Raw genomic sequence first — 24,894 nt, 5'->3', positions numbered from 1 at the left:
ACTGGCTATCGGCAAACGTGGTGATGCTAGCGACCGCCCCAACTGGTAGCGAATTCGTAGCTATGCCGTCGGCCGGTCCTGGGCAGTATCGGCCCCGACGGGCCGGGCCGCCACTCGGGCGGCGCTGGTCCCCGGATTCGGTTGCCCGGTCCGGGGATTGAACGCCGCAGGTCAGGAGCGTCGCGCGAAGCTGCCGGGGCCCGCCTGGTCACGGGGCTTGACGACGATGGTGTCGAGGTTCACGTGCGCGGGCCTGCTCGCGACGAAGCCGACGATCTCGGCGATGTCCTGGGCGTAGAGCGGATCGATGCCCTGGTAGACCTTGGCGGCGCGCTCCTCGTCGCCGTCGAAGCGGACCAGGGAGAACTCGGTCTCCACGGCGCCCGGGGCGATCTCGGTGAGCCGCACCGGCTGCCCGAGCAGCTCGTCGCGCAGGGTGCGGTGCAGCACGGCCTGGGCGTGCTTGGCCGAGGTGTAGCCGGAGCCGTTCGGGTAGGCGTGGAAGGCGGCGATGGAGGTGATGGTGACGATCAGGCCGTCGCCGGAGCCGACGAGTTTCGGCAGCAGCGCCTTGGTCAGGCGCAGGGTGCCCAGGACGTTGGTCTCCCACATCCAGCGCCAGTCGTCGAGGTCGGCCTCGGCGACCGTGGCCAGGCCCTTGGCGCCGCCCGCGTTGTTGACCAGCACGTCGACCCGGTCGATCGAATCGGTGAACGCGCGCACCGACTCCTCGACGGTGACATCCAGCTCGACGGCGGTGCCGCCGATCTCCTCGGCGAGGCGCCGCACCCGATCGAACCGCCGGGCGCCCACGTAGACGTGGTAGCCCTGCTTGGCGAGTTCCCGGGCGGTGGCTTCACCGATTCCCGAGCTGGCTCCGGTGACGACGGCGGTGCGAGTGCTCATGTGGATTGATCCTATTCGCCGTGGATTCGCCGTCGCCATGGCTGGGATCACCGTGATGTGTACCGGCGTTAGCCTGTCGGCATGGCTATTCGCGATGCTGTCAGTGCCGACGGAACCAGGATCGTCTACCGGGTGAGCGGCCCGGAGACCGGCAGGCCGCTGGTGCTGCTGCACGGCTGGGCGGGCAATCTGCGCTGCTGGGGCGGGGCGGCCGACGATCTGGCCCAGCGCTACCGGGTCATCGCCGTCGACCTGCGCGGGCACGGCTACTCCGACGATCCGGGCGCGGGCTACGACGATCCCAAGGCGTGGGCGGGCGATGTCGCCGCCGTGCTGTCGGCCGAGGGCATCGAATCGGGCGCGGTGTTGCTGGGCTGGTCCTACGGCGGCATCGTCGCCACCGACTACCTCGCCACGCACGGCAGCGCCGCCGTCGCCGCGGCCGTCTACTGCGGGTCGCAGGCCGGTATCGGCCCGAAGGTGCCCGGCGCGGCGCCCGGACCGGCCATGGAGAAGGCGATTCCGGGTGTCTTCGACGAGGCGGCCGGTCGCGCGGTGCGCGGCTTCTCGGTGTTCGGCAATGCCAACACCGGTCCCGGCGCGGACAAGGGGGTCGACGCCCAGCGGCTGTTCGGCACCAGCCTGGCCACCCCGCCCTCGGTCCGCAAGGCGCTGTTCTACCGCACCGCCGACAACACCGGCACCCTGCGCGGCCTCGATATCCCGGTCCTGGTCCTGCACGGCACCGAGGACCCGGTGGTGCCCGCGGCCAACGGGCAGTACATCGCCGACAATGCCCCTAACGCCCGCATCTCGCTGTGGGAGGGCGCCCAGCACGGGCTCTTCATCGAGGATCGACCGCGCTTCTTCGCCGAGGTCAGCGCGTTCATCGACGCGCTGGACTGAGTTCCGGCGCCCGCGCCGCGCCTCCCTTGCTGTGAACTATCAATGTTTCAGAAATGCGGGTGCGGGCAGCCTGACCTGCCTAACCTCTCTCGCACGGTCTCGTTCTCGGCCGGGCAGGGAGGTGACGCATGGGCGTCCTGGCACGGTGTGGGTTGCTTCTCGTCGCGGGGCTGGTCTGCGTCCAAGCGGTCGCCGGCGCGGCGCCGCCCGATCCGCGCGGCATCGATGCCGCGCGGCTCATCTCGGCGACGCCGGGGCAGGGGCGGGTCGTCGACCTGGTCGTCTACTCGGGGGCGATGGGCAAGCCGGTGCACGTCGCCGTGCTGCCCGCCGCCGACCGGGCCTCGTCGGCGCCGGTGCTGTACCTGCTCAACGGGGTCGACGGCGGCAGCACCACCGGTGACTGGCGCGACGGCGGAAACTGGCTGACCCGCACCGACTCCGAGCATTTCTTCGCCGACAAGCAGGTCACCGTGGTGATGCCGATCGGCGGCGCCGGCAGCTACTACGCCGACTGGCGCGCCGACGATCCGGTGCTCGGCCGCCAGCGCTGGACGACCTTCCTCACCCGCGAACTCCCGCGCGTGATCGACGCCGAATTCCACGGCACCGGAGCCAATGCCATCGCCGGCGTCTCGATGGCGGGCACGGCCGCGTTCCAGCTGGCCCTGGCCGCGCCCCAGCTCTACCGCGCCGTCGGCAGCTACAGTGGCTGCGTCTCCACCAGCGGTCCGCAGGGGCACGCCATCGTCAACACCGTCGTCTCCGGCCAGAACGGTGACCCGGTGAACATGTGGGGACAACCCGGCGACCCGCTCTGGGCCGCCAACGATCCCTTCCTGCACGCGGATCGGCTGCGCGGCCTGGCCATCTACGTGGCCTCCGGCACCGGCCTGCCCGGCGACCTCGACACCACCGCGGGCCCCGGCATCGGCGGCGACACCATGAAGCTGATCGATCAGCTGCTCGTCGGCGGTGCGCTCGACGCGGTCACCGGGCTGTGCACGCGCCAATTGGCCGTCCGCTTCGGCGAACTCGGCATCCCCGCCACGGTCGACCTGCGCCCCAACGGAACCCACTCCTGGGGCTACTGGACCGACGACCTGCACCGCTCCTGGCCGCTGTTCGCCCGCGCCCTGCGCGTGGGCTGAATCGGATATTTGCTGCCGGATCGCGTGCTCGCCGGTCCCCGGAAAAGAGTCCGGTGAGTCTTTTCACAGCAAATGCGAGGCGATTCCGGCTGTCCGCTGGGTTCGCAATATTGCGCTCTATGGGAACGGTTTCGGCGCAGGTCGTCGGCAATGTTTCAGCAGGTCGGGTTGGTGCCGGACGCTGATGTGATACGACTGTGATTGTGCTTCGGGCCTAAGGAGTTCGAACACACAGGGCACCGATAAATCTTCTGGTAATCGTCACAATGTTTCGGTGAATTCGTGTGTAGCGTTCGGGAATGCCGTTTGATCGCAGAGGAAGTGGGTTCGGCGTCGAGAGTGGAGTTCGATGATGTTCGGTCGGGCAGTGGGCACTCGGATCGCCGGGGTGGTGCTGGCGGTGCTCGCCGGGACGATGGCCGCCGGTCCCGCCGCGGCGGAACCCACGGCGCGGATCGAGGATCGGCGGATCGAGGCCGATCACACCATCGATATCGGGGTGTACTCGCCCGCGATGGATACCGTCGCCAGGGTGCGGGTGCTGCGGGCCGCTGACCCGAATTCGCCTGCGCCGACGCTGTATCTGCTCAACGGGGTCGGCGGCGGCAGCGACGGGAACTGGCTCGATCGCACCGATGTCGTCGAGTTCTTCAAGGACAAACAGGTCAATGTGGTGATCCCGTTCGGCGGCGCCGGCAGCTACTTCGCCGACTGGCGCACCGACGATCCGGTGCTCGGCAAGCAGCGCTGGACCACCTTCCTCACCAGGGAATTACCGCCGGTCATCGACGCCGCGTTCGACGGCACCGGCGCCAACGCCATCGCGGGACTGTCGATGGCGGGCACCGCGGTGTTCCAGCTCGCGCTCGCCGAACCGGGGTTGTACCGGGCGATCGGGTCCTACAGCGGGTGCGTGCGCACCAGTGACCTACGCGGACAGGCGATCGTGAGCGCGGTGGTCGGCAGCAGGCTCGGCAACGTCCGCAACATGTGGGGGCCGCCGACCGATCCGGCGTGGACGGCGCACGATCCCTACCTGCACGCCGAGACCTTCCGCGGCACCGAGGTGTATCTGTCCTCCGGCAACGGGATTCCCGGGCCGTTCGACACCATCGGCGTCCAGGACGACCCGGTGCAGCGGACCATGGAGCTGCTCTTCGGCGCGTCGCTGGAGGCGGTCACCGGCGCGTGCACCCAGCAGCTGCGCGACCGGCTGCAATCGCTCGGCATCCCCGCGACCGTCGATCTGCGGCCCAACGGCACCCACTCGTGGGGCTACTGGCAGCAGGATCTGCACAAGTCCTGGCCGATGTTCGACAAGGCGCTGCGCCGCTGACCCGCCGCGAACGCGATGTCCGGAATTCGCTGGCACCGATCTCGCGAATCCGGCAGGCTCGTGTCGACACACACGTGAACTCACTCACGAATACGCTGTGACGACCGTCACCGATCCCGGTAGGGATGTCGGCGGCGGCGTCGCGGCGTGCACACTGGAGGGTGTGAGTCAGCGTCGTCCGGAACTTTTGCCCCACCGCATCGCGGTGCTCTCGGTGCATACGTCACCGCTGGCGCAGCCCGGAACCGGCGATGCGGGCGGCATGAACGTCTACGTGCTGCAAACCGCGCTCGAGCTCGCCAAACGGGGCACCGAGGTGGAGATCTTCACCCGCGCGACCTCGTCGGATCTGCCGCCGGTGGCCGAGGCGGGGCCCGGCGTGCTGGTGCGCCACGTCGTCGCCGGACCGTTCGAGGGCCTGGACAAGAACGACCTGCCCACCCAGCTGTGCCCGTTCACCGCCGAGGTGCTGCGCCAGGAGGCACGCCACCTGCCCGGCCACTACGACCTCGTGCACTCCCACTACTGGCTCTCCGGCCAGGTCGGCTGGCTGGCCCGTGACCGCTGGCGGGTGCCGCTGGTGCACACCGCGCACACGCTGGCCGCAGTGAAGAACGCCGCGCTCGCCGAGGGCGACGCCCCCGAACCCGAGACCAGGGTGATCGGCGAGAAGCAGGTCATCGCCGAGGCCGACCGGCTCGTCGCCAACACCGGTGACGAGGCCCGCCAGCTCGTCGACCTGTACAGCGCCTCGCCTGATCGCATCGACGTGGTGCCGCCCGGCGCCGATCTGACCAGGTACCGGCCCGGCGACAAGCTCGCGGCCCGCGCCGAGCTCGGCCTGCGGGCCGACGAGCAGGTCGTCGCCTTCGTCGGCCGTATCCAGCCGCTCAAGGCCCCCGACGTGCTGGTCCGCGCTGCGGCCGCGCTGCTGCGCCGCGACCCCCGCCGCAAGCTGCGGGTGCTGATCGTCGGCGGACCGTCCGGTTCCGGCCTGGCCCGCCCCGACGCGCTGATCGAGCTGGCCGCCGATCTCGGCATCACCGACCATGTCACCTTCCTGCCGCCGCAGCCCGCGGACCGGCTGGTGCAGGTGTATCGCGCGGCCGATGTCGTCGCCGTGCCCAGCTACAACGAATCCTTCGGCCTGGTCGCCATCGAGGCGCAGGCCAGCGGCACCCCGGTGCTCGCCGCCGACGTCGGCGGCCTCGGCACCGCCGTGCGGCACCGCGAATCCGGTCTGCTGGTGCCGGGACACCGCACCCCGGACTGGGCCGACGCGCTGGCCGCCCTGCTCGACGACCCCGATCGCCTGGCGCGGATGAGCGCCACCGCCGTCACGCACGCGAGCGAGTTCTCCTGGGCGCACACCGCCGAGGGGCTGCTCGACAGCTACGCTGCCGCCATGGCCGGGTTCCGCGCCGAACGCGGCCCGATCGCCCTGCACGCGGGCGAGACCAGCCAGGCCAGATCGCGGGCGCTGTGGCGGCGCCGGACGGGAGTACGCAGGTGAGCGCCGTATCGCAGGTCATCGACGACACGCTGCGCGACCGCGAGATCGAATACACCCGCCACACCGACGACACCTTCATCGTCGTGCTGCCCGGCGAACGCAAGCTCAAGACCACGGTGATGCTCACCGTCGGCAAGCACGGCGTGCGTATCGAGTCGTTCGTCTGCCGCAAGCCGGACGAGAACTTCGAAGGCGTCTACAAGTACCTGCTGCGCCGCAACCGCCGCCTCTACGGCGTGGCCTACACCCTCGACAACGTCGGCGACATCTACCTCGTCGGCCGCATGTCGGCCGAGTCGGTCACCCCCGACGAGCTCGACCGCGTCTTCGGCCAGATCCTCGAGGCCGTCGACACCGACTTCAACATCCTGCTCGAACTCGGCTTCGCCGAATCCATCCGCAAGGAATGGAAGTGGCGCGTCTCCCGCGGCGAGTCCCTCAAGAACCTGCGCGCCTTCGAGCACCTGATCGACGAGGCCGACCAGGTCTGACGGTCGCTCGGCACCGACAACGAGGCCCCGCCGGTCACCGACCGGCGGGGCCTCGTCACGTCAGCGGTTCGACGTCAGCAGTTCGACGGGACCGGCTCGTTGCGGAAGCGGGACTCGACGTAGTTCCAGGCGTCCACGAAACCGGCCGCGGCGGCGGTCATGTGCTCGGAGATCTCGATCGTCTGCAACTGCACCGGGGCGCCCTTCGAGCAGAAGTGCGCGACCGACTCGGCGACCGGACCGTACGGGGTCAGGGTGTCGTACTTGCCCTGCCAGATGTAGGTCGGCGCGGTGGGCGCGCCGGTGAAGTGCACGAGGCTGTTCTCGCGCAGCACCCCGCGCGCGACCTGGCTGGTCATCAGTTCCTTGGACGCCGCCATCTGCTCGGCGTTGCGGAAGATGCCGTGGAACAGCAGGAACCGGCGGCAGGCGTCCTTGGTGAACTCACGGAACCACAGGCCGTTCTCGTTGAGCTGGTCCGAGACCGGCACCTGCTCCGGGTACTCGCGCTCGATGCCCATCGCCGCGGCGAAGGCCAGGCCGAAGCCGGGGTGCGGCGCGAAGCCGAGGGCGTCGGCCATCAGCTCCAGGTCGGCGGGGATGCCGCCGGCGACCACGGCCGACAGCTTCAGCTCCGGCGCGTAGGTCGGCTGCAGCGCACCCGCCCAGGCGGTGGCCATGCCGCCGCCGGAGTACCCGGCGATCGCGACCGGCGAGTTCTCGACACCCAGCTCGGTGACCTTCCGCACGGCCCGCACGCTGTCGAGGGTGACCATGCCGCTGAGCTTGGCCGCGCCGTAGGCGACGGTCGGGCCGAGGTAGTCCGGGACCGAGATGGCCCAGCCGCGCTGCAACGGCAGCATCGCGCCGGGCGCGTCCTGCAGTTCGCCGTTGAACAGCGACTGCGACGGGTTGCAGCGGGTGCCGATCGAGTTGATCAGCGCCTGGTACGACACCAGCGGCGGGTTCTTCACGCCGATCGGCATCAGCACGGTGGTGACGCCCATGATCGCGTTGCCCGCCGAGTTGGTGGAGCGGAACGCGATCTGCCAGCCCTCGGTCCCGGGGTAGAGCATGGTGTCGATGCGACGCTTGCGCACGACGTCACCGGGCGCGAGCGCCGCGATGTCACTCGGTGCCGCGAAGAACGGATCCGGATCGGGGGTCGGATACAACGGGTTCGCCCCCGCCGGTGCGGCTAGGAAGCCCACCGACAGCAAGCTCAACACCAATACGACAAATTTCGACACAGCTATCCTTCATCAGAGTTGTGCTGCCCAGCTGACTAGACCCGACCCGCGTCGAAGTATCTAACGAAAATGGGCCGTGCGTACCAACCAGTAGTCAAAGTGTCGTGTGCCACATGCTGTGATCCCTCACATCGCGTGGTCCGCACGGCCCTGTTGGGCTGCGACGACAAGGTGCCGGGCACCGCGCGGACAGGAGGGGTGATGACGGCACTCGCACTGGACATCGGGGCGACGAAATTCGCTGCGGGACTGGTCGATCCGGATTTCACGCTGCGTGGCGTGCGCCGCGCGGCCACCGCGACCGACGACCCGTGGACGGCCTGTCGCGACCTGCTGCGCGTTGTGGCGGGCGACACCGAGGTGACCGCCGTCGGGATCGGTTCGGCGGGCCCGGTCGACGTGCCCGCCGGTGTCGTCCGGCCGCTGAACCTGCCGCCGTGGCGCGACGGATTCGCGATCGTCGAGCACGTGCGGGCGCTGTTCCCGGTCGCGGCAGTGCGGCTGGCTATCGACGGGGCGTGCCTGGCGCTGGCCGAACATCGGGTCGGCGGGCTGCGCGGGGTGGCCGACGGGCTGGCGCTGACGGTGTCCTCCGGGGTCGGCGGCGGGATCATCGCGGATGGGCGAGTCCTGTTGGGGCGCACCGGAAACGGCGGTCATCTCGGGCACATCGTCGTCCCCGGCGACGACACCCCGTGCGGTTGCGGCGGGTTCGGCTGTGTCGAGGCGGTGGCGAGCGGCCTGTCCGCGGTGCGCTGGGCGCGCGAGCACGGCTGGGCGGGCACCACCGGCATCGAGCTCGCCGAGGCAGCACACCGGGGCGACCGGGTGGCGACCGCCGCGCTGGCGCGGGCGGGAACCGCACTCGGACAGGCGGTTTCCAGCGCGGCCGCCCTGCTCGATGTGGACCGGGTGGTGATCAGCGGCGGCTTCGCGCACTCGGGCGAGCCGCTGTGGGGGCCGTTGCGCGCCGCGGTCGCCCGGCACGCGCGGCTGGAGTTCGTCCGCGGGCTCACAGTGGAGTTGTCGACGCTGGCCGACGGCGCGACGCTCGTCGGCGCCGGGGTGCTGGCGGTGGAGGCGGACGCGGCGTGATCCGCGGGGCCATTGCGCCCGCATAGCAGGTGGGTGGGCCGGAAGTATCGGCGAAATGCCAGAATGACCCCATGACCTACACCCTCGTGCTGCTGCGCCACGGCGAGAGCGAATGGAATGCCCTCAACTTGTTCACCGGCTGGGTGGATGTGCACCTGACCGACAAGGGCATCGCCGAGGGCAAGCGGGCCGGCGAGCTGCTCGCCGAGCACGACGTTCTGCCCGACATCGTCTACACCTCGCTGCTGCGCCGCGCGATCAGCACCGCCAACAACGCGCTCGACGCCGCCGACCGGCACTGGATCCCGGTCATCCGCGACTGGCGGCTCAACGAGCGCCACTACGGCGACCTGCAGGGCAAGAACAAGGAGCAGGTCCGCGAGCAGTACGGCCAGGACCAGTTCATGCTGTGGCGCCGCAGCTACGACACTCCGCCGCCGCCGATCGCCGACGACAACGAGTACAGCCAGGAAGGCGACCCGCGCTACGCGGGCATCGAGGTCCCCAAGACCGAGTGCCTCAAGGACGTCGTGGCCCGGATGATCCCGTACTGGGAGACCACCATCGCCCCCGAGCTGCTCACCGGCAAGACCGTCCTGGTCGCCGCCCACGGCAACTCGCTGCGCGCGCTGGTCAAGCACCTCGACAACATCTCCGACGAGGACATCTCCAGCCTGAACATCCCCACCGGCATCCCGCTGCGCTACGAGCTCGACGAGAACCTGCGCCCGGTCAAGCCCGCCGAATACCTGGACCCGGAGGCCGCCGCCGCGGGCGCCGCCGCCGTCGCCAGCCAGGGCGGCAAGTAGTCGTTCCCCGGACCGGCCCCGCATCGTTCCCACGGTGCGGGGCCGTTCCGTTGCCGGTCAGTCGCACAGTGCGTGGGTGAGCAGCGTGCCGATCTCCGTGGCGGTGGGTGTGCCGGTGAACGAGAAGGTGACCGCTCGCCCGGCCTCGGTGGCCCCGGCGACGGCGGTGAAGCCCCGCACGCCGCCGACGTGGCCGACGAAGCGGGCGCCGCACGGTAGCCGCGTGTAGCCGACTCCGAGGCCGTAGGACATGCCGTCGTCGCCGCCCATGTCGACCCCGTCGAGCATGGGCAGCAGCTGCGTCAGCGACACCACCCGACCGGCCAGCAGCGCGGTGTAGAAGCGATTGAGGTCGGCCCCGGTGCTGACCAGCGCGCCGGACGCCCACGGCACCGACGGCTCCATCAGCGTTTCGTCCGTGACGGTGCCGTCGACGGTGGTGTAGCCGGTCGGATGCGGATCGCGCAGGCCGGTCTCGCCGGTAGCCGGAAGATACGTGCCCGACAGCCCCAGCGGCGCGAAGATCCGTTCACGCAGCTCGTCACCGTAGCCGCGTCCGGTCACCGCCTCGATCAGCATCCCCGCGACGATGTAGTTGGTATTGGTGTACTCGAACCGCGCACCCGGACCGAACCGCGCCGGGTACCGCAGAGCGAGGGCGATCTCCTGCGCGGGGGTGAAGGTGCGGCCGAGCCGCGCCGCCGTGTGCTCGTTCACGCCCAGGGCATCGATCGGCTCGGGGAGCCCGCTGCGATGACCCAGGATCTGCCGGACCGTGATGACGCGACCGTCGATGCCGTCCCCGGTGAGCAGCCCGGGTAGGTACTCATCGACCGGCCGATCGAGCTCGACCTTGCCCTCGGCCACCAGTTGCAGCACGACCGCCGCGGTGAAGGTCTTGGTGATACTGCCGACCCGGACATGCTGCGGCGGATCGGTGGGCATCGGCGTCGTGAGGTCGGTCGTGCCCGCGGCCAGGACGATGGTGCCGTTGTCGGTGAGCGTCGCGAGCGCGCCGACAGCGCCGGAGCCGATCAGCCCATCGAGATCAGCCTGCACGGTGTCCGCGCGGGTGGCGACCCCCGAAGGTGCGGGCAGCTGCTCCGCCGCACCGGTCGTGCAGGACGACAGCAGCACGGCGGTTGTGCAGATCGCGAGAGCGAGAACTCGGGTACGCATGATCCGACGGTAGAAATCGCCGACCGCCACGCGCATCGGTCTGCGGTACTGCCACCGTCTCGGACCGGAGTACGGGAATCACCAGGCGCCACCCCAGGATTCGGCGATCGCCCCCGCGATGTCACACCCACCCCGGCTACGTCGTCACCTCGGTAGACGCCGCGAACAACGCGGCTGCCGAAGGAGGCTCCCCATGCACACCGCGTACATCATCGTCACCGTCGTCGCCGCCCTCTGGGTCGGCTTCTCGGCCTTCTCACTCCTGCGCCGAGCCCCCTTCGTAGTCGACCCCCTGATCGACTACGGCGTCCCCCCAACCTGGTGGACCCCCCTCGGCCTCGCCAAAGCCGCAGGCGCCCTCGGCTTGATCATCGGCATCTGGATCCCTGCCCTCGGCATCACCGCAGCCATCGCCCTCATCCTCTACTTCCTCGGCGCGGTCATCACGGTCCTCCGCGCCCGCTCGTACAAAACCGTCGCTTTCCCAGTCCTGTACCTTCTCCCGGTCGCGGTAGCCCTGGGCCTAGGCGCAGTCGCCTGAGTGACCCGTACCGGGGATCCGAACTGTCGGATCCCCGGTGGTCTTTCGTATTCGATTGGCGCATGGTCGATTTGAGTGGTTCGCAATCCGAATTACTGTCGGCGTAGGTTCGCTCACATGGTCTCGCCGCCGTCGAATCCACACGACGCCTACTTCCGGTGTGTCATGGCCCGTCCCGCCGATGCCAGCAGCGACCTGACCCCCGGCCACCCGCGTCATGCTGATCCTGCACAAGATCGCTCCCGGCAGTGCCCACCTCGGTGACGACATGCTGGAGCTGGTCGAGGACCTACGCGCGATGGAGGCCGATCCCACCGTCGACCTCCGCCCGACATTCAGCTATATCCTGATCGTGGGCGATACGCCCGAACAAGACCTGGATCCGGTGATCGAACAGCTCGGTCCGCGCGCCAAGGAGGCGATCATGACGACAGCGGAGCGCCTGCGCGCCGAGGGCGAGGCACGGGGCGAGGCTCGCGGTGAAGCGCGGGGCAGAGCCGAGATCCTGGTCGAGCTGCTGATCGAGAAGTTCGGCACTGTGCCCGCCGAGCTGTCGGCACGGGTTCGGGCCGCGGATCTGGATCGGTTGCGTCTGTGGGCGCGGCGAGTACTCACCGCCGACACCCTCGAGGAAGTCTTCGCCTGACCGGCATCCGCCGGATCGCGGACCCGCCTAGTTGATGGTTGAGAGTTTCGATTCTGCTGACAGGCTGGTGCGTCCGCCCGCCCGAGCCATTGTGGCCTATGTCGTGATCAGCCTCGTAGCAGGTGCGATTACCTCGAGCGCGATCAACAGCACTATTACGCGATCATGGCGTGATTGCGGGGTTGCCGGCGCCGGCGAAGGCATCACGTTGCTGCTGCTCCTGGTGCCGAATGTCATCGCATCCGCTCTTTGGTGGGGCGCCACGCTGACGATCAGTAGGCGTTTTCGAGATAGGGCGCCCGCAGTGATTCGCGGTGCCTTGACGTTCTTGGTTTGCTTGCTCGGATCACTCGGGCTTCTATGGTTCACGATGTTCTGGCTGCATGATTCCGGTCAGTCTGCGCGGATTCCGATCTGTCCGCCGGGGAATATTCCGCCATGGTGGCCGGCTTGGTTGCCGATTTGATCCGAATAAATCCGCGGCCAATTTGAGCTCCGGCCGTTCGGAGGCGTGGGCGCGGAGGGGGTCGGGGCACGGTCGCCCGGTGAGGCGGGCTCAGACCTGGTAGTGGGTCAGCCTCCGCTATACCGTGTGCGGAAGATCGGGCGCTAGGATGCGGGTGGGCATCGTTGGGAGGGGATCCTGTGGCTATCGGTGGGGATGCTGCCGCGCAGCTGTGGAATGCGGCGTCGTCGGGGCAGTTGACGATGGAGCCGGATGCGGCTCGGGACGTGGCGCAGGCGTATCTGCGGTTCGCGGCGATGTGCGATCTGTGGATCGAAGACGCGGAGGTGCTGCGGACCATTCACGGCTTCGGAACGCTGGACTCGTCGTTGAAGCTGCAGGAAGGCTTCGCGAACAAGGCCGGCGGGGCGAAGGACGTCATCGGGCAAATGGCGACAGCGGCGAGAAGCATGGCCGATGGATACTTGCAGGCCGCAGGACTTCTGGCAGAAGCGGACCAACTCAACTCGGATGCGATCCGCGTGATCAACAGGCAGGCATGAGATGAAATCGGGAGTGATCGCGGGGTGCGTCCTCGTCGCGCTGGCCGCGTCAGCGTGCAGTTCGTCGAGCGGCACCGCCGTTCCCGAGACCTCGGTACCGAGTGGTTCGTCCGGCGCGCCGGCTTCCCAATCGGCCCGCCCGACGTTGACGGATGCGAAGTTGCAGCCACCGTCGCAGGACAACAAGTACACGCAATCGACCGGCCGACAGAAGGTCGTCTTCGATCCGTGTACCTGGATCGGCGCCGCCGATATCGAGTCGGTGGGCTTGCGCTCCGAGTCCCGTCGGCGTGGTCCCGACCTGGTCGCCGAGTACACGTACCTGACCTGCATCTTCCGTAATCCGGACAACACCATGTCGCTCAACGTGGACTCGGGAAATATCTCGTGGGATGAGAACCTGCGGAAGAACGGCGCCTGGCTGCAGTCGACGACCGTCAACGGTCGCCAGGCGGGACTGGTGCGCGGCCAGCCGGGGGGTGAAGATGCGTGCCAGGTCCACATGCAGTCCAAGGTCGGTGTCGTCATCGTCGGGAACCTGGTTCTGAGTCTCGGCAAGGCCCAAAACCTCGACCCCTGCGCCAACATCATGGAAATCGCCTCGGTCGTGGAGAAATCCATCGGTAAGGAGAACTGACCAATGGCTGACGGGGGAGGGGCACAGAATCCGCTGAGTCCGATTCTGGCGGGATTGCCGGGTCTGGATCAGCGGGTCAGCGGGCAACAGCAGTTGTCCGGTGCCGAGAAGCAGCAGGCATCGCTCAGTCACGGGGGTGTCGATCCTGCCTACGTTCCGGACACGAGTTTTGAGACGTTCGAGCGGCTATCGCACCAAGAGATCTACGACGCCGTGCAGCAGATGCAGCCGGGCGTGATGCAGCATTTCGGTGATCAGTGGGTCACGATGTTCACGGAGATCTCCGGTGCGGTCACCGGGCTGATGATCCAGACGGCGCGGGCCACCTCGAGTCTGCACGGCTCGTTCGCGTCGGCGGGGGAGGCCGCGGGGCGGAAGTTCATCACCGAGGCGACCGACGTCTATACAGTGCTGTCGGCGGTCGGGCATCGGGTGAAGTCCGCGGCGTACGGTGCGGAGGCGGTGAAAGCCGCTGTGCCCGCACCGCTCACCGAGACCGGTGGCGGCGCGGTGGACACGTCGATGACTCCGGTGCTGGCCGACCTGGCGGATCTCGCGACCCCGGGGACGGCGGCCGACACCCAGCGGAAGAAGACCGAACTGCATCAGCAGGCGATCACCGCGATGAACCTGACCTACAAGCCGACCTACGGCCCCGCCGGGGAGAACGTGCCGACCTTCGTCGCACCCACCCAGCCGGGCACCGTCAACCCCAACGATCCGGGCACCGGCGGTGGCGGCTCGAACAACGGTGGCACCACCAACGGCGGGGGCGGAACCACCACCGACGACGGGACGACGACCGGCGAGGACCCCGGCACCACCGAGGAAACCACGCAACCCGGGACGACGACCGATGACGACGAGACCACCACGGCGGGTACGGATACCGAGGACAGCGGCGGTTCCGACGACTCGCAGGGCGACGACAGCACCACCAACCCGGCGGGCACCACGCCCGCTTCGACGACACCGGCGTCGACCACCCCGGGTACCAGCCCGGGTGGTGGCGGTTCGCCGGGGTCGGGGTCGCCGGGTGGTTCGAGCCCGGGTGGCGCCACGTTGACGCCGGGTGGGTCCGTCGCCGGTCGGGCGCCGGCGGGTGTCGGCCAGAACCTCGCTGCCGCAGGGCTTTCCGGTGCGGCGGGCGCGGCGGCCGGGCGTGGCATGAGTCCGGGCATGATGGGCGCGCCGGGTGCGCGCGGCGGCGGTAAGGACGACGAGCAGGAACACAGCGCGCCCGATTATCTGCGCCGGGTGCAGCCGGAGCTGTTCGGGGACGAGATTCCCGCGGTGCCCGAAGCGATCGGCTCGGACGCGCCGTCGACGCGGGTCGCGGACCAGGGCGAGGGCGGCGCGGGGGCATCGTGAGCTGGACCTTCACCGCCGACGAATTCGCTTTCGTCTGGCAGGGGGAGACCGGCGCCGACCGGTACCCCTTCCCGTTGACCGTGTATTCGGACGCGCCGACCCAGGGCGGCTACGAGGAATTGGCCCGCGCCGCGGCGCAGCGCTGGCCCACCGGCGCCGACCCCGACCTGACCGCGGTGTTGCGGCACGCGGCCCGACCGGACACCGCGATGGCGGTCTTCGATCAGGCCGGGCCCCGGCTGCGGGCCTATGGCGCGCGGTCGGGGGAACGCGGTGTCGTGATCCGGCAGTACGACGACAACAGCGTCGAGGTGTTCTCCGGCAGCGCCGGGATGGTGACGCGCGCCTTCGCCTCCTTCCTCGGCGAGCTGCCCGCGGGACAGGTCGGCCACCTCGTCGAGGACGTCGACCGCCTGGCCGCGCACTTCGAATCCTGGCAGCGCGCAGCGGATTCCGTCGCCGAGCGGATGCACCGGCTCACCGCGTCGCCGCGCGCGGCCTCCGGGTACATCGAGGCCAGGGTGGGTCTGCACGCCGAGCGCGCGACCCCGGCCCGGTACCTGACCTGGCTCGACGTCACCGACGACGGCCGCTACCTGAGCTATCGCCGATTCCAGGATCTGCATATCGAACCCGCGGGCAAGCAACGCCTGATCGACGCCATCGAAGCCATCGCGACCGCCCCCGCGCGCGGCGACTGAGATCCGGAACGCTTGTCCTACTGTGGTTTTGTGGCTGGACCTAGGCGTCGGCCACCGCGAACGCCGCGGACAGCGGTGGCAGCATGGCCCGCGCGTTCGCCCCGGCGAACCATAGGCCGACGGTGAAGACCGAGGTGGCCTCCAGGTATTTCGCCCGATGGAGGCCACCGGCCGGGAAGGGTTGCAGGGCAAGGTCTTCGGCGAGGGAGGCCACGGTGCGCAGCGCGTCGACGTCGTCACCGCAGAGCGGGACGGCCAGTCGCTCGCCGTCGAAGACGCGGTCCGGTCCGGCCCACACCTCGGCGGCGAGCAGGTTGAAAGCCTTGACCACGTGGGCTTTCGGGACGGTCGCCGCGATGCGTTCGGCCACCGCGTCCTCGCTCAGGACGAACGCGGTGACGCCCTCGGGCGCGGCCGCGTCGGGCAGGAAGGCGTTGGTGCAATCGATGAGGACCTTGCCCGCCAGCGCGTCGCGGTGTTCGCCGAGCACGGCGGTGAGCGCGTCGACCGGCACCGCCAGCAGCACCGCGTCGGCGTCCGTGATCGCCGAGACGATGTCGCCCGCGCTGACCACGGGCGTCGCCGCCGAGCCGATGCCCGGCACCTCGGTGGATCGACGCACCGGCTGGCGCGGGCCGCCCGGTGCCGCGCCGATCCGGGCGGCGAGCTCGCGCCCGGCCTCGGCCGACCGCGCGCCGATCCGCACCTCGTGGCCAGCCGCCGCCCAGCCGCCGCCGAGCGCGGCCGCCATCGCACCGGCGCCGATGATTCCGATTCGCATGAGAACTCCCAGGGTTCGCGGTTGCCGACGCCCGATGGCATCGACCACACCGACGGTAGGAATTCCGATAGGCACTCCCGGGTGCCTATCGGCGGTGGCAGGCTGGATCGCATGACCGCGGAACCGGCCGAACGGGTCGACTACGCGCCGTACGGCGACTACGAGTCCGACTGCCCCGCCAGGATGGGCGTCGATCTGTTCGGGAATTCCTGGCTGCCCGTGATCGTGTACATGCTGCGCGATGGTCCGCTTCGTCACAGTGACCTTCGCGCCGCCGTCGGGGGCATCAGCCAGAAGATGCTCACCCAGACGCTGCGCCGGATGGAACAGATGACGCTCGTGCGCAGGCAGCGGTATGCCGAAGCGCCGCCGCGGGTGGAATACGAACTCACCGAAGCGGGCCGCGATCTGCTCCAGCCGATTTATGCGCTCGGCGCATGGGTCGACCGGCACGGGGCCGCGGTGACCCTCGCGATGTACGGCGAACCGCCGGACTGACACGCCGAGGACACTCCAGGTGCCCGCCGGGTGAACGGCACGAGAACGCCACGCCAAGGGCCTGTGACCTGCGCGAAACTTCGACGACCCGCCACCGATACGTCGGTCGGCACTCGTACGATCAAAGCGTGAGTGTTCCGCAGGCCGTGCTGTTGGCAGTCCTCGCGGCTGTCGTCGGACTGGCAGTCGGGGGCCTGCTGATCCCGTATGTCAACGCCAGGCAGGCCGCCCGCACCCAGGAAGACACCGGGCTGACCATGTCCCAGGTGCTCGACCTGATCGTGCTCGCCTCCGAGAGCGGCATCGCCGTGGTCGACGAGTACCGCGACGTGGTCCTGGTGAATCCGCGCGCCGAGGAACTCGGCCTGGTCCGCAACCGGTTGCTCGACGAACGCGCGTGGGCCGCCGTGGAGAAGGTGCTCGCCACCGGTGAGTCCGCCGAATACGACCTCACCGCCAAGAACCCGCTGCCCGGCCGTGGCCGGATCGCCGTGCGCGGCGTCGCCCGCAAGCTCTCGCGCGAGGAGACCAGCTTCGTCGTGCTGTTCGCCGACGACGACTCCGAGCAGGCGCGCATGGAGGCGACCAGGCGCGATTTCGTCGCCAACGTCAGCCACGAGCTCAAGACCCCCGTCGGCGCGATGAGCCTGCTGGCCGAGGCCATGCTGGAATCCGCCGACGATCCCGAGGCCGTGCGCCACTTCGGTTCGCGCGTGCTCGGCGAATCGCGGCGCCTCGGCAAGATGGTGACCGAGCTGATCGCGCTCTCGCGCCTGCAGGGCGCCGAGAAGCTGCCGGATCTGGCCGTGGTCGACGTCGACACCGTGGTGCAGCAGGCCGTCGACCGGTCGCGCACCGCCGCCGAGGCCGCGGGCATCACCGTCAGCACCGACCGGCCCAGTGGGCTGGAAGTGCTCGGCGACGAGACGCTGCTGGTCACCGCGCTGTCGAACCTGGTCGAGAACGCCATCGCGTACTCGCCGCAGGGGTCGCACGTGTCGGTGAGCCGGTCGCTGCGCGGCGATCACGTCGCGATGGCCGTCACCGACCGTGGCATCGGCATCGCCAAGGAAGACCAGGAGCGGGTGTTCGAGCGGTTCTTCCGCTCCGACAAGGCCCGCTCGCGGTCGACCGGCGGCACCGGGCTCGGCCTGGCCATCGTCAAACACGTGGCGGCCAACCACAACGGTGAGATCACCCTGTGGAGCAAACTGGGCACCGGCTCGACGTTCACGCTGCGCATCCCCGCCCATCTGGAAACCGATGGGGACGAGGACGCGGAGCAGGGGCCGGAGCTCGCCACGAGAGAAACCATTGTCCAGCGCACCCCCGCTGGACGAACGAACGGTGTGGAGGCACGCAGATGACGAGTGTGTTGATCGTCGAGGACGAGGAGTCGCTGGCCGATCCGCTGGCGTTCCTGCTGCGCAAGGAGGGCTTCGACGTCACCGTTGTCGGCGACGGCCCGTCCGCGCTGGCCGAGTTCGATCGTTCCGGCGCCGACATCGTGCTGCTCGACCTGATGCTGCCCGGCATGAGCGGCACCGATGTCTGCAAGCAGCTGCGCACCCGCAGCGGCGTGCCGGTGATCATGGTGACCGCGCGCGACAGCGAGATCGACAAGGTCGTCGGCCTGGAACTGGGCGCCGACGACTACGTCACCAAGCCGTACTCGGCGCGCGAGCTGATCGCCCGCATCCGCGCGGTGCTGCGCCGCGGCGCGGGCGACGAGCTGGATTCCGGCAGCGAGAACGGCGTGCTCGAGGCCGGTCCGGTGCGGATGGACGTGGACCGGCACACGGTGCACGTCAACGGCGGGCAGGTGACCCTGCCGCTCAAGGAGTTCGACCTGCTCGAATACCTGCTGCGCAACTCGGGTCGCGTGCTCACCCGCGGGCAGCTGATCGACCGGGTGTGGGGCGCCGACTACGTCGGTGACACCAAGACCCTGGACGTGCACGTCAAGCGCCTGCGCTCGAAGATCGAGGCCGATCCGGCCAAGCCGGAGCACCTGGTCACCGTGCGTGGCCTCGGGTACAAGCTCGAAGCCTGATCCCGCGAACGAACAGAGCCCCGTCGGTCCGCCGACGGGGCTCTCGTGTTCGGAGGGACTTAGACGGAGCTCCAGGCGGGGCCGAGCGGGGTGTCGATCTTGCGCAGGTTGTACCAGCCGAACTGGTCTTCCTGCATGCAGTCGTAGATCGCCACGTCGGTGCCGGTGCCACGGCAGGCGATCGTGGTCGTGGTGCCCTGGGGGCTCACGATGATGTACTTGCCGTCCTGGGCCGCGGTCAGGGCCTCGGGGGAGTTGTAGTTCACGAAGCTCGAGGTGAAGTCCGCGTACTTGGCCGGGTCACCGTTCGGTTCGGCGTTGGCCAGGCCGGTCATGGAGAGGGTGGCACCGATCACGAGGGTCGCCAGGGAGAGCGCTTTCTTCGACATGGATAACGATCCAACCCGATCGGAGTGACTTCCGCATGACCACGGGGTGAACCAGCAGGTTACGAGGTTTTCACGCCGATTGATCCGAAATGTGAGCCTCGGGGTGGATGCGTTCCGCCTCCACCGTCGCCGGATGCACCGCGATCAGACCGAGGCCCTCGCGCCGGCGGCACAGCCGGGCCAGTTCCTCGTAGGCGGGCGCGCCGAGCAGTTCCCGCAGCTCGGGGCCGTAGGACTGCCACACCGGCTTGGCGCCGACGTGCGCGTCGGGCGAACCGGTGCAGTACCAGTCCAGATCGAGGCCGCCCGGACCCCAGCCGCGGCGGTCGTATTCGGTGACCACGGTGCGCAGGATCTGTTCTCCGTCCGGACGTTCCACCCAATCCTGGGTGCGGCGGATCGGCAGCTGCCAGCAGACGTCCGGCTTCACCTCGAGCGGTTCGATGCCCTTGCGCACCGCCATGATGTGCAGCGCGCAGCCGGGGCCCGCGGCGAAACCGGGGCGGTTGAGGAAGATGCAGGCGCCGTCGAAGCGGCGGGTCCGCAGGGCCGGTTCGTCCTCGAGTTCGTCGAGCTCGAGGTAACCCTTCTTGACGACCTTGCCCTTCTCGGTGGCCTCGCCCATCAGCTGCCAGTCCTCGGGTGTGAGCATCTTCACAGCACCGGCCAGCCGCTTGCGGTCGTCCTTGTCGGCGAGGAAAGCGCCGTGCGAGCAGCACCCGTCGTCGGGGCGTTCGGCGATGATGCCCTGACAGGCGGGTGTGCCGAATACACACGACCAGCGGGAGAGTAGCCAGGTCAGATCGGCGACGATTTGGTGCTCGTCGTTTGCTGGGTCGGTGAACTCGATCCATTCGCGTGGGAAGTCGAGCTCGACCTCGGGGCTCGGATCGATCTTTCGCCCAGGTCGGAGCCCGGTCTCCGCGGTGCCAGATGCGCCTTCGGTCACAACTTGTGACGCTAACAGTTCAGTCGCCTGACCTGTAGTACCGGATCACCAAGTACCGTATTCCTGTGCGGCTTGGTGTTCTCGATGTCGGAAGCAATACCGTTCACCTGCTCGTGGTGGACGCGCATCGTGGTGGTCACCCGATGCCGATGAGCTCGTCGAAGTCGGCGTTACGGCTCTCGGAGAACATGGACGGGGACGGCCGCATCACCGAGGCGGGCGAGGCCAGGCTGATCGCGACCATCGAGGAATTCGCCGATCTGGCGCGCAATTCCAAGTGCGTCGAGCTGATGCCGTTCGCCACATCGGCCCTGCGTGAGGCCACCAATTCCGACGAGGTGCTGGCCCGGGTGCGCGGCATGACCGGAGTCGATCTGCAGGTGCTCTCCGGCGACGACGAGGCCAGGCTGACGTTCCTCGCGGTGCGCCGCTGGTTCGGCTGGAGCGCGGGCCGCATCATCAACCTCGACATCGGCGGCGGCTCGCTGGAGATGTCCAACGGCGGCGACGAGGAACCCGACGTCGCGCTGTCGCTGCAACTCGGCGCGGGCAGGCTCACCAGGGAGTGGCTGCGCGACGATCCGCCGAGCAAGCGCAAGATCGCGGTCCTGCGCGATTGGCTCGACGCCGAGCTCGTCGCGCCCACCCGGACCATCATCGAAGCGGGCAAGCCCGACCTGGCCGTCGGCACCTCGAAGACCTTCCGCTCGCTGGCCAGGCTGACCGGGGCGGCACCCTCGGCCGCCGGTCCGCGGGTGCGCCGTACACTGACCAGCTCCGGTTTGCGCCAGCTGATCGCGTTCATCTCCCGGATGACCGCGGCCGACCGCGCGGAGCTGGAAGGCGTGAGTTCGGACCGGTCCCAGCAGTTGGTGGCCGGCGCACTGGTCGCGGAGGCGAGTATGCGGGCGTTGTCGCTCGACAGCATCGAGATCTGCCCATGGGCGCTGCGTGAAGGCCTGATCCTGCGCAAGCTGGATACCGAGCCGAACGGGGGGCCGTCCATCGTCCCGCCGGTCGCGTCGGTGGCGAGAGCGGAGTCGGCATGAGTGCTGACGATTCGAAACAGCTATCGGTCGCCGAACTACTCGCGCGCAATGCCGCGCAGGGCGCGTCGCCGCCGGCGAGCGGTGGGGGCGGCAGACGGCGGCGCAGTGGTCGCGGGCTCTCGGTCAATGATCTGACGGGGGAGAACGCGGCCGTCCGGCCGAACTCGCACGCGGCGCCCAGCGCGGAGCCCGAGCCGCCCGCCTATCAGCCGGAGCCGGCGCCCGCCTACGAACCGCCCGCGAGTTATCAGCCCGCGCCGTATCCGCCGCCGGGCCCGGCCGAGCCGGCGTACTCGCCGATGTCGGGGCCGATCACCCGCTTCGATCCCCAGTCCGGGTTCTCCGCCCCCGATCCGAGCGATCCGCTCGGCGTGGCGGGCCAGCGCCCGTCGGCCGATCCGTTCGGCCCGTATCGCGCCGAGGCGCGCGACTCGGGCTCGCGCGGTGCCGGACGTGGTCCCGGCCGGCTGGGCGCGCCCAGTTCGGCCCAGCCGGTCGATCCCGGCATCGCCGAGATGTTCGGCTCGGGCGCGCTGCCCGCGGTCGGTGGCGGCCGTCGCCGCCGGGCCGAGCCGGACGAGGCGCCCGAACCCGCTCCGCTGCCCGAGCCGCCGCAGGCGCCGCCCGCCACCGGTGGCCGGGCTGCCCGCAGGCGCGCGGCCGAAGCCGCCGAGGAGGCCGCCGCGGCACCCGCGCCGTGGACGCCGGACGCGTCGGGATACGCGGCGCCGACCGGATTCGAACCCCCCGCTCCCGCCCCGGACACCGCCCGTGGTTTCCCCGGCCGCCAGGACTCGGGATCCGGTTTCGGTGGTTTCCCCGCTCCCGGTGGCGCGGCGCCCGGCTTCAACGCGTTCCCCGAGTTCGGTCCGCGCGCCGACATCGACGCCACGCAGGCCTACAACGCCCCGCCCGCCCCCGACGTCCCGCAGGCGCGGGGGACCGGCTGGCCCGCCCCCGAGGCCGAGCAGCGGCCGTCGCTGGATCGGCGCAGGCCGGGGCCCGACGCGGGCAAGACCGGTGGGCTGCCGTCCTGGTCGGCGCGCAGGCACCGGCCCGACCCGGCGCCGTCCGCGCCCGAGAGCGGCGGTTTCCCGACGGCCGCCTGGTCGCCGGTCAGCCAGGAGCAGCCGCTGATCTCGGGTCAGTCGGTGGCCGGTGACCTGCTGCGCCAGCAGGCCGACGACGCCGACGCCCGCACCGAGGTCTACCGCGTCGGCGGTAACCGCGCCGCCGAGCCGGACACCGACGACTACGCCGAGTCCGACTACGTCGACCGCGACTACGCCGACAACGACTACTCCGACACCGACTACACCACCGGCGACTACGACACCGGCTACGACGATGACGACTACGACGACTACGAGCCCGAACCGAAGCCGACCAGGGCGAGCAGGCGGGCCGCGACCAAGGCCGCCGCGTCCAAGGTGGCGAGCCGGGCCAAGTCGCGGGCGGCGAGCCGGGTCGCGGCCACCCGCGCGAGCGGGCGCTTCTCCCAGCTGGCGCGCGGCGCCACCGAGGACGACAACCGCCGTCAGTGGCTGATCCTCGGCGGGCAGAGCGTCGGCGCGGCGATCGCCGGAATGTTGCTGTTCAAGGGTTTCGAGACGATGTGGGAGACGCTGCCCTGGGTCGCGCTGGCCCTGGCCATGGTCGTCATCCTCGGGCTGGTGGCGCTGGTGCGGATACTGCGCCGCACCGACGACATCTACAGCACTGTGATCGCCGTCGTCGTAGGCGTCTTCGTGACGCTCGGACCGCTAGCCTTTCTCCTCAGTACCAGCTGAAGCAGGGAGTGGGCTGTGGGGAACGCGCGGGCGGATATCGGAATCGGGCTCTCGACGGCGTCGGTGTATCCGGAGAACACCCAGGCGGCGTTCCGCTACGCGGCCGAATTGGGTTACGACGGTGTGGAATTGATGGTGTGGGCCGAACCGGCCAGCCAGGACATCGCGACCGTGCAGTCCTACGTGAAGCGCTACGGCGTTCCGGTGCTCGCCGTGCACGCGCCGTGTCTGCTGATCTCCCAACGGGTCTGGGGCGCCGACCCGGTGGCCAAGCTGGAGCGCAGTGTGCGCACCGCGCAGGCGCTCGGCGCCGACACCGTGGTGGTGCATCCGCCGTTCCGCTGGCAGCGCCGCTACGCCAAGGGGTTCGCCGACCAGGTCGGTGAGCTGGAGGCCAACTACCCGGTCAAGGTCGCGGTGGAGAACATGTTCCCGATGCGGGCCGACACCCTGTTCCGCGAGGGCGCGGTGCGCAGGCTCGAACGCCGCTCCGGGCCCGGTCCGGCGGTGAGCGCGTTCAGCCCGTCCTTCGATCCGACCGACATCGGCTTCGAGCACTACACCCTCGATCTCTCGCACACCGCGACCGCGGGTGCCGACGCGCTCGAGCTGGCCCGGCGGATGGGCGAGGGCCTGGTGCACCTGCATCTGGCCGACGGCCGCGGCGCCGCCCACGACGAGCACCTGGTCCCCGGCGACGGCACCCAGCCGTGCGCGCAGCTGTGCGAGCACCTGGTGCACACCGGTTTCACCGGGCACGCCGTCGCCGAGATCAACACCCAGACCGCGCGCACCACGGCCGAGCGCTCGGCCCTGCTCGGCCGCACGCTCGACTTCGCGCGCAGGCACCTCACCGGCGCCACCCACGCCGACCTCAGCTGAGGCATCTGCTACGTCACACCGCCGCAGTATGGTGCCTTGCATAGCATGCTTGTACGCTGTACGAACCGAAGTGAACCGCGACCAGGAGTGACGATGACGCGAGAACTCGCGACCGACGCGCCGTTCGGTCAGGTCGTCGACCTGACCGAACTCCCCACCACCGATGCCGAGACCGGGCGCTACGTCGGCATCATCGCGCCCGCCTGGACCATCGGTCCCAAAGTGCACGGCGGCACCATGGTCGCCGCCAGCGCCGCCGCGGCCACCCGCTGGCTCACCGAGTCCGACGCCTCGCTCGCGCAGATGGCGCCGATCGCGGCCAGCTCCGACTTCCTCGGCGCCCCCGAGCCCGGCGAGGTCGAGTACGCGGTCCACATCCGCAAGAAGGGGCGCCAGATCTGCCTCGCCGACGCGGAGCTGATCCAGAACGGCCGCACCCTCGTGCGCACCGCCTTCACCTTCGGTCACCTCGATGTCGACGGCACCCGCTGGAGCGATACCGGCACCGACATGCCCGCCGAGCCCGACGCCACCGCGCTCGAGTACACCCCCGATTCGCCGATGGGCAAGATCGTGCACGTCGGCGAGGTGGCCCGGGTCTACCTCGACGCGAAGTGGGCCGACTTCGCCCGCGGCGAGACCGGCGCGCCCCGGGCCCGGCTGTGGATCCGCCCGCTCGACGGCGACGAGGCCGACCCGCGCGTGCGCGCCGCCTTCGCCATGATGGCCGCCGACATGAGCCCGCCGGTGCCGATCAACCTGGGCCAGTTCGGCTGGTCGCCGACCGTCCAGATGACCACCTACCTGCGCCGCATCCCCGCTCCCGGCTGGCTGCGCGTCATCGCGACCGCCCGTGAGGTCGGTGAGCGCATGTTCGACGAGGACCAGCTGGTCATCGACTCCACCGGCGCGGTCGTCGCGCAGAGTCGCCAATTGGCGTTGATCCCGGCGGCGCGCTGAGGG

Annotated in this window: 27 protein-coding genes; 21 read left to right on the top strand and 6 right to left on the bottom strand. The window is 69.7% G+C overall.

Translation table 11 applies throughout. The features are described 5' to 3' along the window. Positions 1 to 171: 171 nt before the first annotated feature. Positions 172 to 906 carry an SDR family NAD(P)-dependent oxidoreductase gene (locus tag AB0L91_RS09070; RefSeq protein ID WP_365008479.1) on the bottom strand — a complete coding sequence of 245 codons (735 nt, stop codon included), beginning with the start codon at positions 904 to 906 and terminating at the stop codon, positions 172 to 174. 81 nt (positions 907 to 987) lie between these two features. Between AB0L91_RS09070 and AB0L91_RS09065 the strand changes: the two genes are divergently transcribed. The 5 genes from AB0L91_RS09065 to AB0L91_RS09045 all read left to right on the top strand — a co-directional run bounded on the left by AB0L91_RS09065 (position 988) and on the right by AB0L91_RS09045 (position 6,303). After that, the gene (locus AB0L91_RS09065) at positions 988 to 1,812 is read left to right on the top strand and encodes an alpha/beta hydrolase (RefSeq protein ID WP_365008477.1); all 825 of its coding nucleotides are present in this window, start codon (positions 988 to 990) and stop codon (positions 1,810 to 1,812) included. Between the two features lie 128 nt (positions 1,813 to 1,940). Further along, the gene (locus AB0L91_RS09060) at positions 1,941 to 2,963 is read left to right on the top strand and encodes an alpha/beta hydrolase family protein (protein WP_365008475.1); all 1,023 of its coding nucleotides are present in this window, start codon (positions 1,941 to 1,943) and stop codon (positions 2,961 to 2,963) included. Between the two features lie 391 nt (positions 2,964 to 3,354). After that, a complete protein-coding gene (locus AB0L91_RS09055) occupies positions 3,355 to 4,299 on the top strand; it encodes an alpha/beta hydrolase family protein (protein ID WP_365011225.1) in 945 nt (314 codons plus the stop codon). 154 nt (positions 4,300 to 4,453) lie between these two features. Then, positions 4,454 to 5,812: a D-inositol-3-phosphate glycosyltransferase gene (mshA, locus tag AB0L91_RS09050; protein ID WP_355274654.1), complete on the top strand. Its 1,359-nt coding sequence runs from the start codon at positions 4,454 to 4,456 to the stop codon at positions 5,810 to 5,812. After that, entirely contained in the window at positions 5,809 to 6,303 is a 495-nt protein-coding gene (locus AB0L91_RS09045; protein ID WP_355274055.1) for a YbjN domain-containing protein, read from the top strand. The genes mshA and AB0L91_RS09045 overlap by 4 nt, the downstream gene beginning before the upstream one ends. Positions 6,304 to 6,377: 74 nt before the next feature. Here AB0L91_RS09045 and AB0L91_RS09040 read toward each other — a convergent pair whose 3' ends face one another. After that, positions 6,378 to 7,553, bottom strand: a complete 1,176-nt coding sequence (locus AB0L91_RS09040; protein WP_365008473.1) for a lipase family protein — start codon at positions 7,551 to 7,553, stop codon at positions 6,378 to 6,380. A gap of 201 nt (positions 7,554 to 7,754) precedes the next feature. Between AB0L91_RS09040 and AB0L91_RS09035 the strand changes: the two genes are divergently transcribed. Next, on the top strand, positions 7,755 to 8,648 hold the full coding sequence (locus tag AB0L91_RS09035) for an ROK family protein (RefSeq protein WP_365008471.1): 894 nt from the start codon (positions 7,755 to 7,757) through the stop codon (positions 8,646 to 8,648). Positions 8,649 to 8,719: 71 nt separating this feature from the next. Then, entirely contained in the window at positions 8,720 to 9,457 is a 738-nt protein-coding gene (locus AB0L91_RS09030; RefSeq protein WP_355274046.1) for a phosphoglyceromutase, read from the top strand. A gap of 57 nt (positions 9,458 to 9,514) precedes the next feature. Here AB0L91_RS09030 and AB0L91_RS09025 read toward each other — a convergent pair whose 3' ends face one another. After that, on the bottom strand, positions 9,515 to 10,636 hold the full coding sequence (locus tag AB0L91_RS09025; protein ID WP_365008467.1) for a serine hydrolase domain-containing protein: 1,122 nt from the start codon (positions 10,634 to 10,636) through the stop codon (positions 9,515 to 9,517). Between the two features lie 193 nt (positions 10,637 to 10,829). On the opposite strand from AB0L91_RS09025, the gene AB0L91_RS09020 reads away from it, so the two are divergent. From AB0L91_RS09020 to AB0L91_RS08990, 7 genes are all read left to right on the top strand, one after another. Continuing rightward, complete coding sequence (locus tag AB0L91_RS09020) at positions 10,830 to 11,177, top strand: DoxX family protein (RefSeq protein WP_365008465.1); 348 nt, start codon at positions 10,830 to 10,832, stop codon at positions 11,175 to 11,177. 217 nt (positions 11,178 to 11,394) lie between these two features. Then, positions 11,395 to 11,823 carry a hypothetical protein gene (locus AB0L91_RS09015; protein WP_365008462.1) on the top strand — a complete coding sequence of 143 codons (429 nt, stop codon included), beginning with the start codon at positions 11,395 to 11,397 and terminating at the stop codon, positions 11,821 to 11,823. Between the two features lie 34 nt (positions 11,824 to 11,857). Continuing rightward, entirely contained in the window at positions 11,858 to 12,289 is a 432-nt protein-coding gene (locus AB0L91_RS09010; RefSeq protein WP_365008460.1) for a hypothetical protein, read from the top strand. 179 nt (positions 12,290 to 12,468) lie between these two features. Beyond that, positions 12,469 to 12,831, top strand: coding sequence for a hypothetical protein (locus AB0L91_RS09005; RefSeq protein WP_365008457.1), 363 nt, complete (start codon positions 12,469 to 12,471; stop codon positions 12,829 to 12,831). Positions 12,832 to 12,844: 13 nt separating this feature from the next. Beyond that, positions 12,845 to 13,468, top strand: coding sequence for a DUF3558 domain-containing protein (locus AB0L91_RS09000; RefSeq protein ID WP_365008455.1), 624 nt, complete (start codon positions 12,845 to 12,847; stop codon positions 13,466 to 13,468). A 3-nt stretch (positions 13,469 to 13,471) separates the two neighbouring features. After that, positions 13,472 to 14,839, top strand: a complete 1,368-nt coding sequence (locus AB0L91_RS08995) for a hypothetical protein (protein ID WP_365008453.1) — start codon at positions 13,472 to 13,474, stop codon at positions 14,837 to 14,839. Then, on the top strand, positions 14,836 to 15,540 hold the full coding sequence (locus tag AB0L91_RS08990; RefSeq protein ID WP_365008451.1) for an ESX secretion-associated protein EspG: 705 nt from the start codon (positions 14,836 to 14,838) through the stop codon (positions 15,538 to 15,540). Before AB0L91_RS08995 ends, AB0L91_RS08990 begins: the two co-directional genes overlap by 4 nt. A 40-nt stretch (positions 15,541 to 15,580) precedes the next feature. On the opposite strand, the gene AB0L91_RS08985 is transcribed toward AB0L91_RS08990, so the two are convergent. Further along, positions 15,581 to 16,321, bottom strand: coding sequence for an NAD(P)-binding domain-containing protein (locus tag AB0L91_RS08985; RefSeq protein ID WP_365008449.1), 741 nt, complete (start codon positions 16,319 to 16,321; stop codon positions 15,581 to 15,583). Between the two features lie 111 nt (positions 16,322 to 16,432). Between AB0L91_RS08985 and AB0L91_RS08980 the strand changes: the two genes are divergently transcribed. The 3 genes from AB0L91_RS08980 (at position 16,433) to AB0L91_RS08970 (ending at position 18,872) form a co-directional block, all read left to right on the top strand. Next, positions 16,433 to 16,819, top strand: coding sequence for a helix-turn-helix domain-containing protein (locus AB0L91_RS08980; RefSeq protein WP_365008446.1), 387 nt, complete (start codon positions 16,433 to 16,435; stop codon positions 16,817 to 16,819). A gap of 128 nt (positions 16,820 to 16,947) precedes the next feature. Further along, complete coding sequence (locus tag AB0L91_RS08975) at positions 16,948 to 18,186, top strand: ATP-binding protein (protein ID WP_355274013.1); 1,239 nt, start codon at positions 16,948 to 16,950, stop codon at positions 18,184 to 18,186. Further along, positions 18,183 to 18,872: a response regulator transcription factor gene (locus AB0L91_RS08970; protein WP_019049472.1), complete on the top strand. Its 690-nt coding sequence runs from the start codon at positions 18,183 to 18,185 to the stop codon at positions 18,870 to 18,872. Before AB0L91_RS08975 ends, AB0L91_RS08970 begins: the two co-directional genes overlap by 4 nt. 59 nt (positions 18,873 to 18,931) lie before the next feature. Here the strand turns inward: AB0L91_RS08970 and AB0L91_RS08965 are convergent, their stop codons facing one another. Both AB0L91_RS08965 and AB0L91_RS08960 read right to left on the bottom strand, forming a co-directional pair. Further along, the gene (locus AB0L91_RS08965; RefSeq protein WP_357342531.1) at positions 18,932 to 19,261 is read right to left on the bottom strand and encodes a hypothetical protein; all 330 of its coding nucleotides are present in this window, start codon (positions 19,259 to 19,261) and stop codon (positions 18,932 to 18,934) included. A gap of 70 nt (positions 19,262 to 19,331) precedes the next feature. Then, positions 19,332 to 20,210, bottom strand: coding sequence for a hypothetical protein (locus AB0L91_RS08960; protein WP_357342533.1), 879 nt, complete (start codon positions 20,208 to 20,210; stop codon positions 19,332 to 19,334). A gap of 65 nt (positions 20,211 to 20,275) precedes the next feature. Between AB0L91_RS08960 and AB0L91_RS08955 the strand changes: the two genes are divergently transcribed. The 4 genes from AB0L91_RS08955 to AB0L91_RS08940 all read left to right on the top strand — a co-directional run bounded on the left by AB0L91_RS08955 (position 20,276) and on the right by AB0L91_RS08940 (position 24,891). After that, positions 20,276 to 21,259: a Ppx/GppA phosphatase family protein gene (locus tag AB0L91_RS08955; protein WP_357342535.1), complete on the top strand. Its 984-nt coding sequence runs from the start codon at positions 20,276 to 20,278 to the stop codon at positions 21,257 to 21,259. Continuing rightward, positions 21,256 to 23,049, top strand: a complete 1,794-nt coding sequence (locus AB0L91_RS08950; RefSeq protein WP_365008439.1) for a hypothetical protein — start codon at positions 21,256 to 21,258, stop codon at positions 23,047 to 23,049. The genes AB0L91_RS08955 and AB0L91_RS08950 overlap by 4 nt, the downstream gene beginning before the upstream one ends. Before the next feature lie 42 nt (positions 23,050 to 23,091). Beyond that, complete coding sequence (locus AB0L91_RS08945) at positions 23,092 to 23,931, top strand: sugar phosphate isomerase/epimerase (protein WP_357344188.1); 840 nt, start codon at positions 23,092 to 23,094, stop codon at positions 23,929 to 23,931. 93 nt (positions 23,932 to 24,024) lie between these two features. Continuing rightward, a complete protein-coding gene (locus AB0L91_RS08940; protein ID WP_365008437.1) occupies positions 24,025 to 24,891 on the top strand; it encodes a thioesterase family protein in 867 nt (288 codons plus the stop codon). Positions 24,892 to 24,894: the final 3 nt, after the last annotated feature.

Origin of the sequence: Nocardia sp. NPDC051833 (assembly GCF_040681225.1) — a bacterium.
GTDB lineage: Bacteria > Actinomycetota > Actinomycetes > Mycobacteriales > Mycobacteriaceae > Nocardia.
Note: the sequence above shows the minus strand (reverse complement) of the source record. Positions and strands in the feature narration are given on the sequence as shown.

Bases quoted from the DNA above. Each gene is read 5' to 3' on its own strand.
- AB0L91_RS09070 (WP_365008479.1), bottom strand. From the start codon at position 906: ATGAGCACTCGCACCGCCGTCGTCACCGGAGCCAGCTCGGGAATCGGT.
- AB0L91_RS09065 (WP_365008477.1), top strand. From the start codon at position 988: ATGGCTATTCGCGATGCTGTCAGTGCCGACGGAACCAGGATCGTCTAC.
- AB0L91_RS09060 (WP_365008475.1), top strand. From the start codon at position 1,941: ATGGGCGTCCTGGCACGGTGTGGGTTGCTTCTCGTCGCGGGGCTGGTC.
- AB0L91_RS09035 (WP_365008471.1), top strand. From the start codon at position 7,755: ATGACGGCACTCGCACTGGACATCGGGGCGACGAAATTCGCTGCGGGA.
- AB0L91_RS09030 (WP_355274046.1), top strand. From the start codon at position 8,720: ATGACCTACACCCTCGTGCTGCTGCGCCACGGCGAGAGCGAATGGAAT.
- AB0L91_RS09025 (WP_365008467.1), bottom strand. From the start codon at position 10,636: ATGCGTACCCGAGTTCTCGCTCTCGCGATCTGCACAACCGCCGTGCTG.
- AB0L91_RS09020 (WP_365008465.1), top strand. From the start codon at position 10,830: ATGCACACCGCGTACATCATCGTCACCGTCGTCGCCGCCCTCTGGGTC.
- AB0L91_RS09015 (WP_365008462.1), top strand. From the start codon at position 11,395: ATGCTGATCCTGCACAAGATCGCTCCCGGCAGTGCCCACCTCGGTGAC.
- AB0L91_RS09010 (WP_365008460.1), top strand. From the start codon at position 11,858: ATGGTTGAGAGTTTCGATTCTGCTGACAGGCTGGTGCGTCCGCCCGCC.
- AB0L91_RS08995 (WP_365008453.1), top strand. From the start codon at position 13,472: ATGGCTGACGGGGGAGGGGCACAGAATCCGCTGAGTCCGATTCTGGCG.
- AB0L91_RS08985 (WP_365008449.1), bottom strand. From the start codon at position 16,321: ATGCGAATCGGAATCATCGGCGCCGGTGCGATGGCGGCCGCGCTCGGC.
- AB0L91_RS08980 (WP_365008446.1), top strand. From the start codon at position 16,433: ATGACCGCGGAACCGGCCGAACGGGTCGACTACGCGCCGTACGGCGAC.
- AB0L91_RS08970 (WP_019049472.1), top strand. From the start codon at position 18,183: ATGACGAGTGTGTTGATCGTCGAGGACGAGGAGTCGCTGGCCGATCCG.
- AB0L91_RS08965 (WP_357342531.1), bottom strand. From the start codon at position 19,261: ATGTCGAAGAAAGCGCTCTCCCTGGCGACCCTCGTGATCGGTGCCACC.
- AB0L91_RS08950 (WP_365008439.1), top strand. From the start codon at position 21,256: ATGAGTGCTGACGATTCGAAACAGCTATCGGTCGCCGAACTACTCGCG.
- AB0L91_RS08940 (WP_365008437.1), top strand. From the start codon at position 24,025: ATGACGCGAGAACTCGCGACCGACGCGCCGTTCGGTCAGGTCGTCGAC.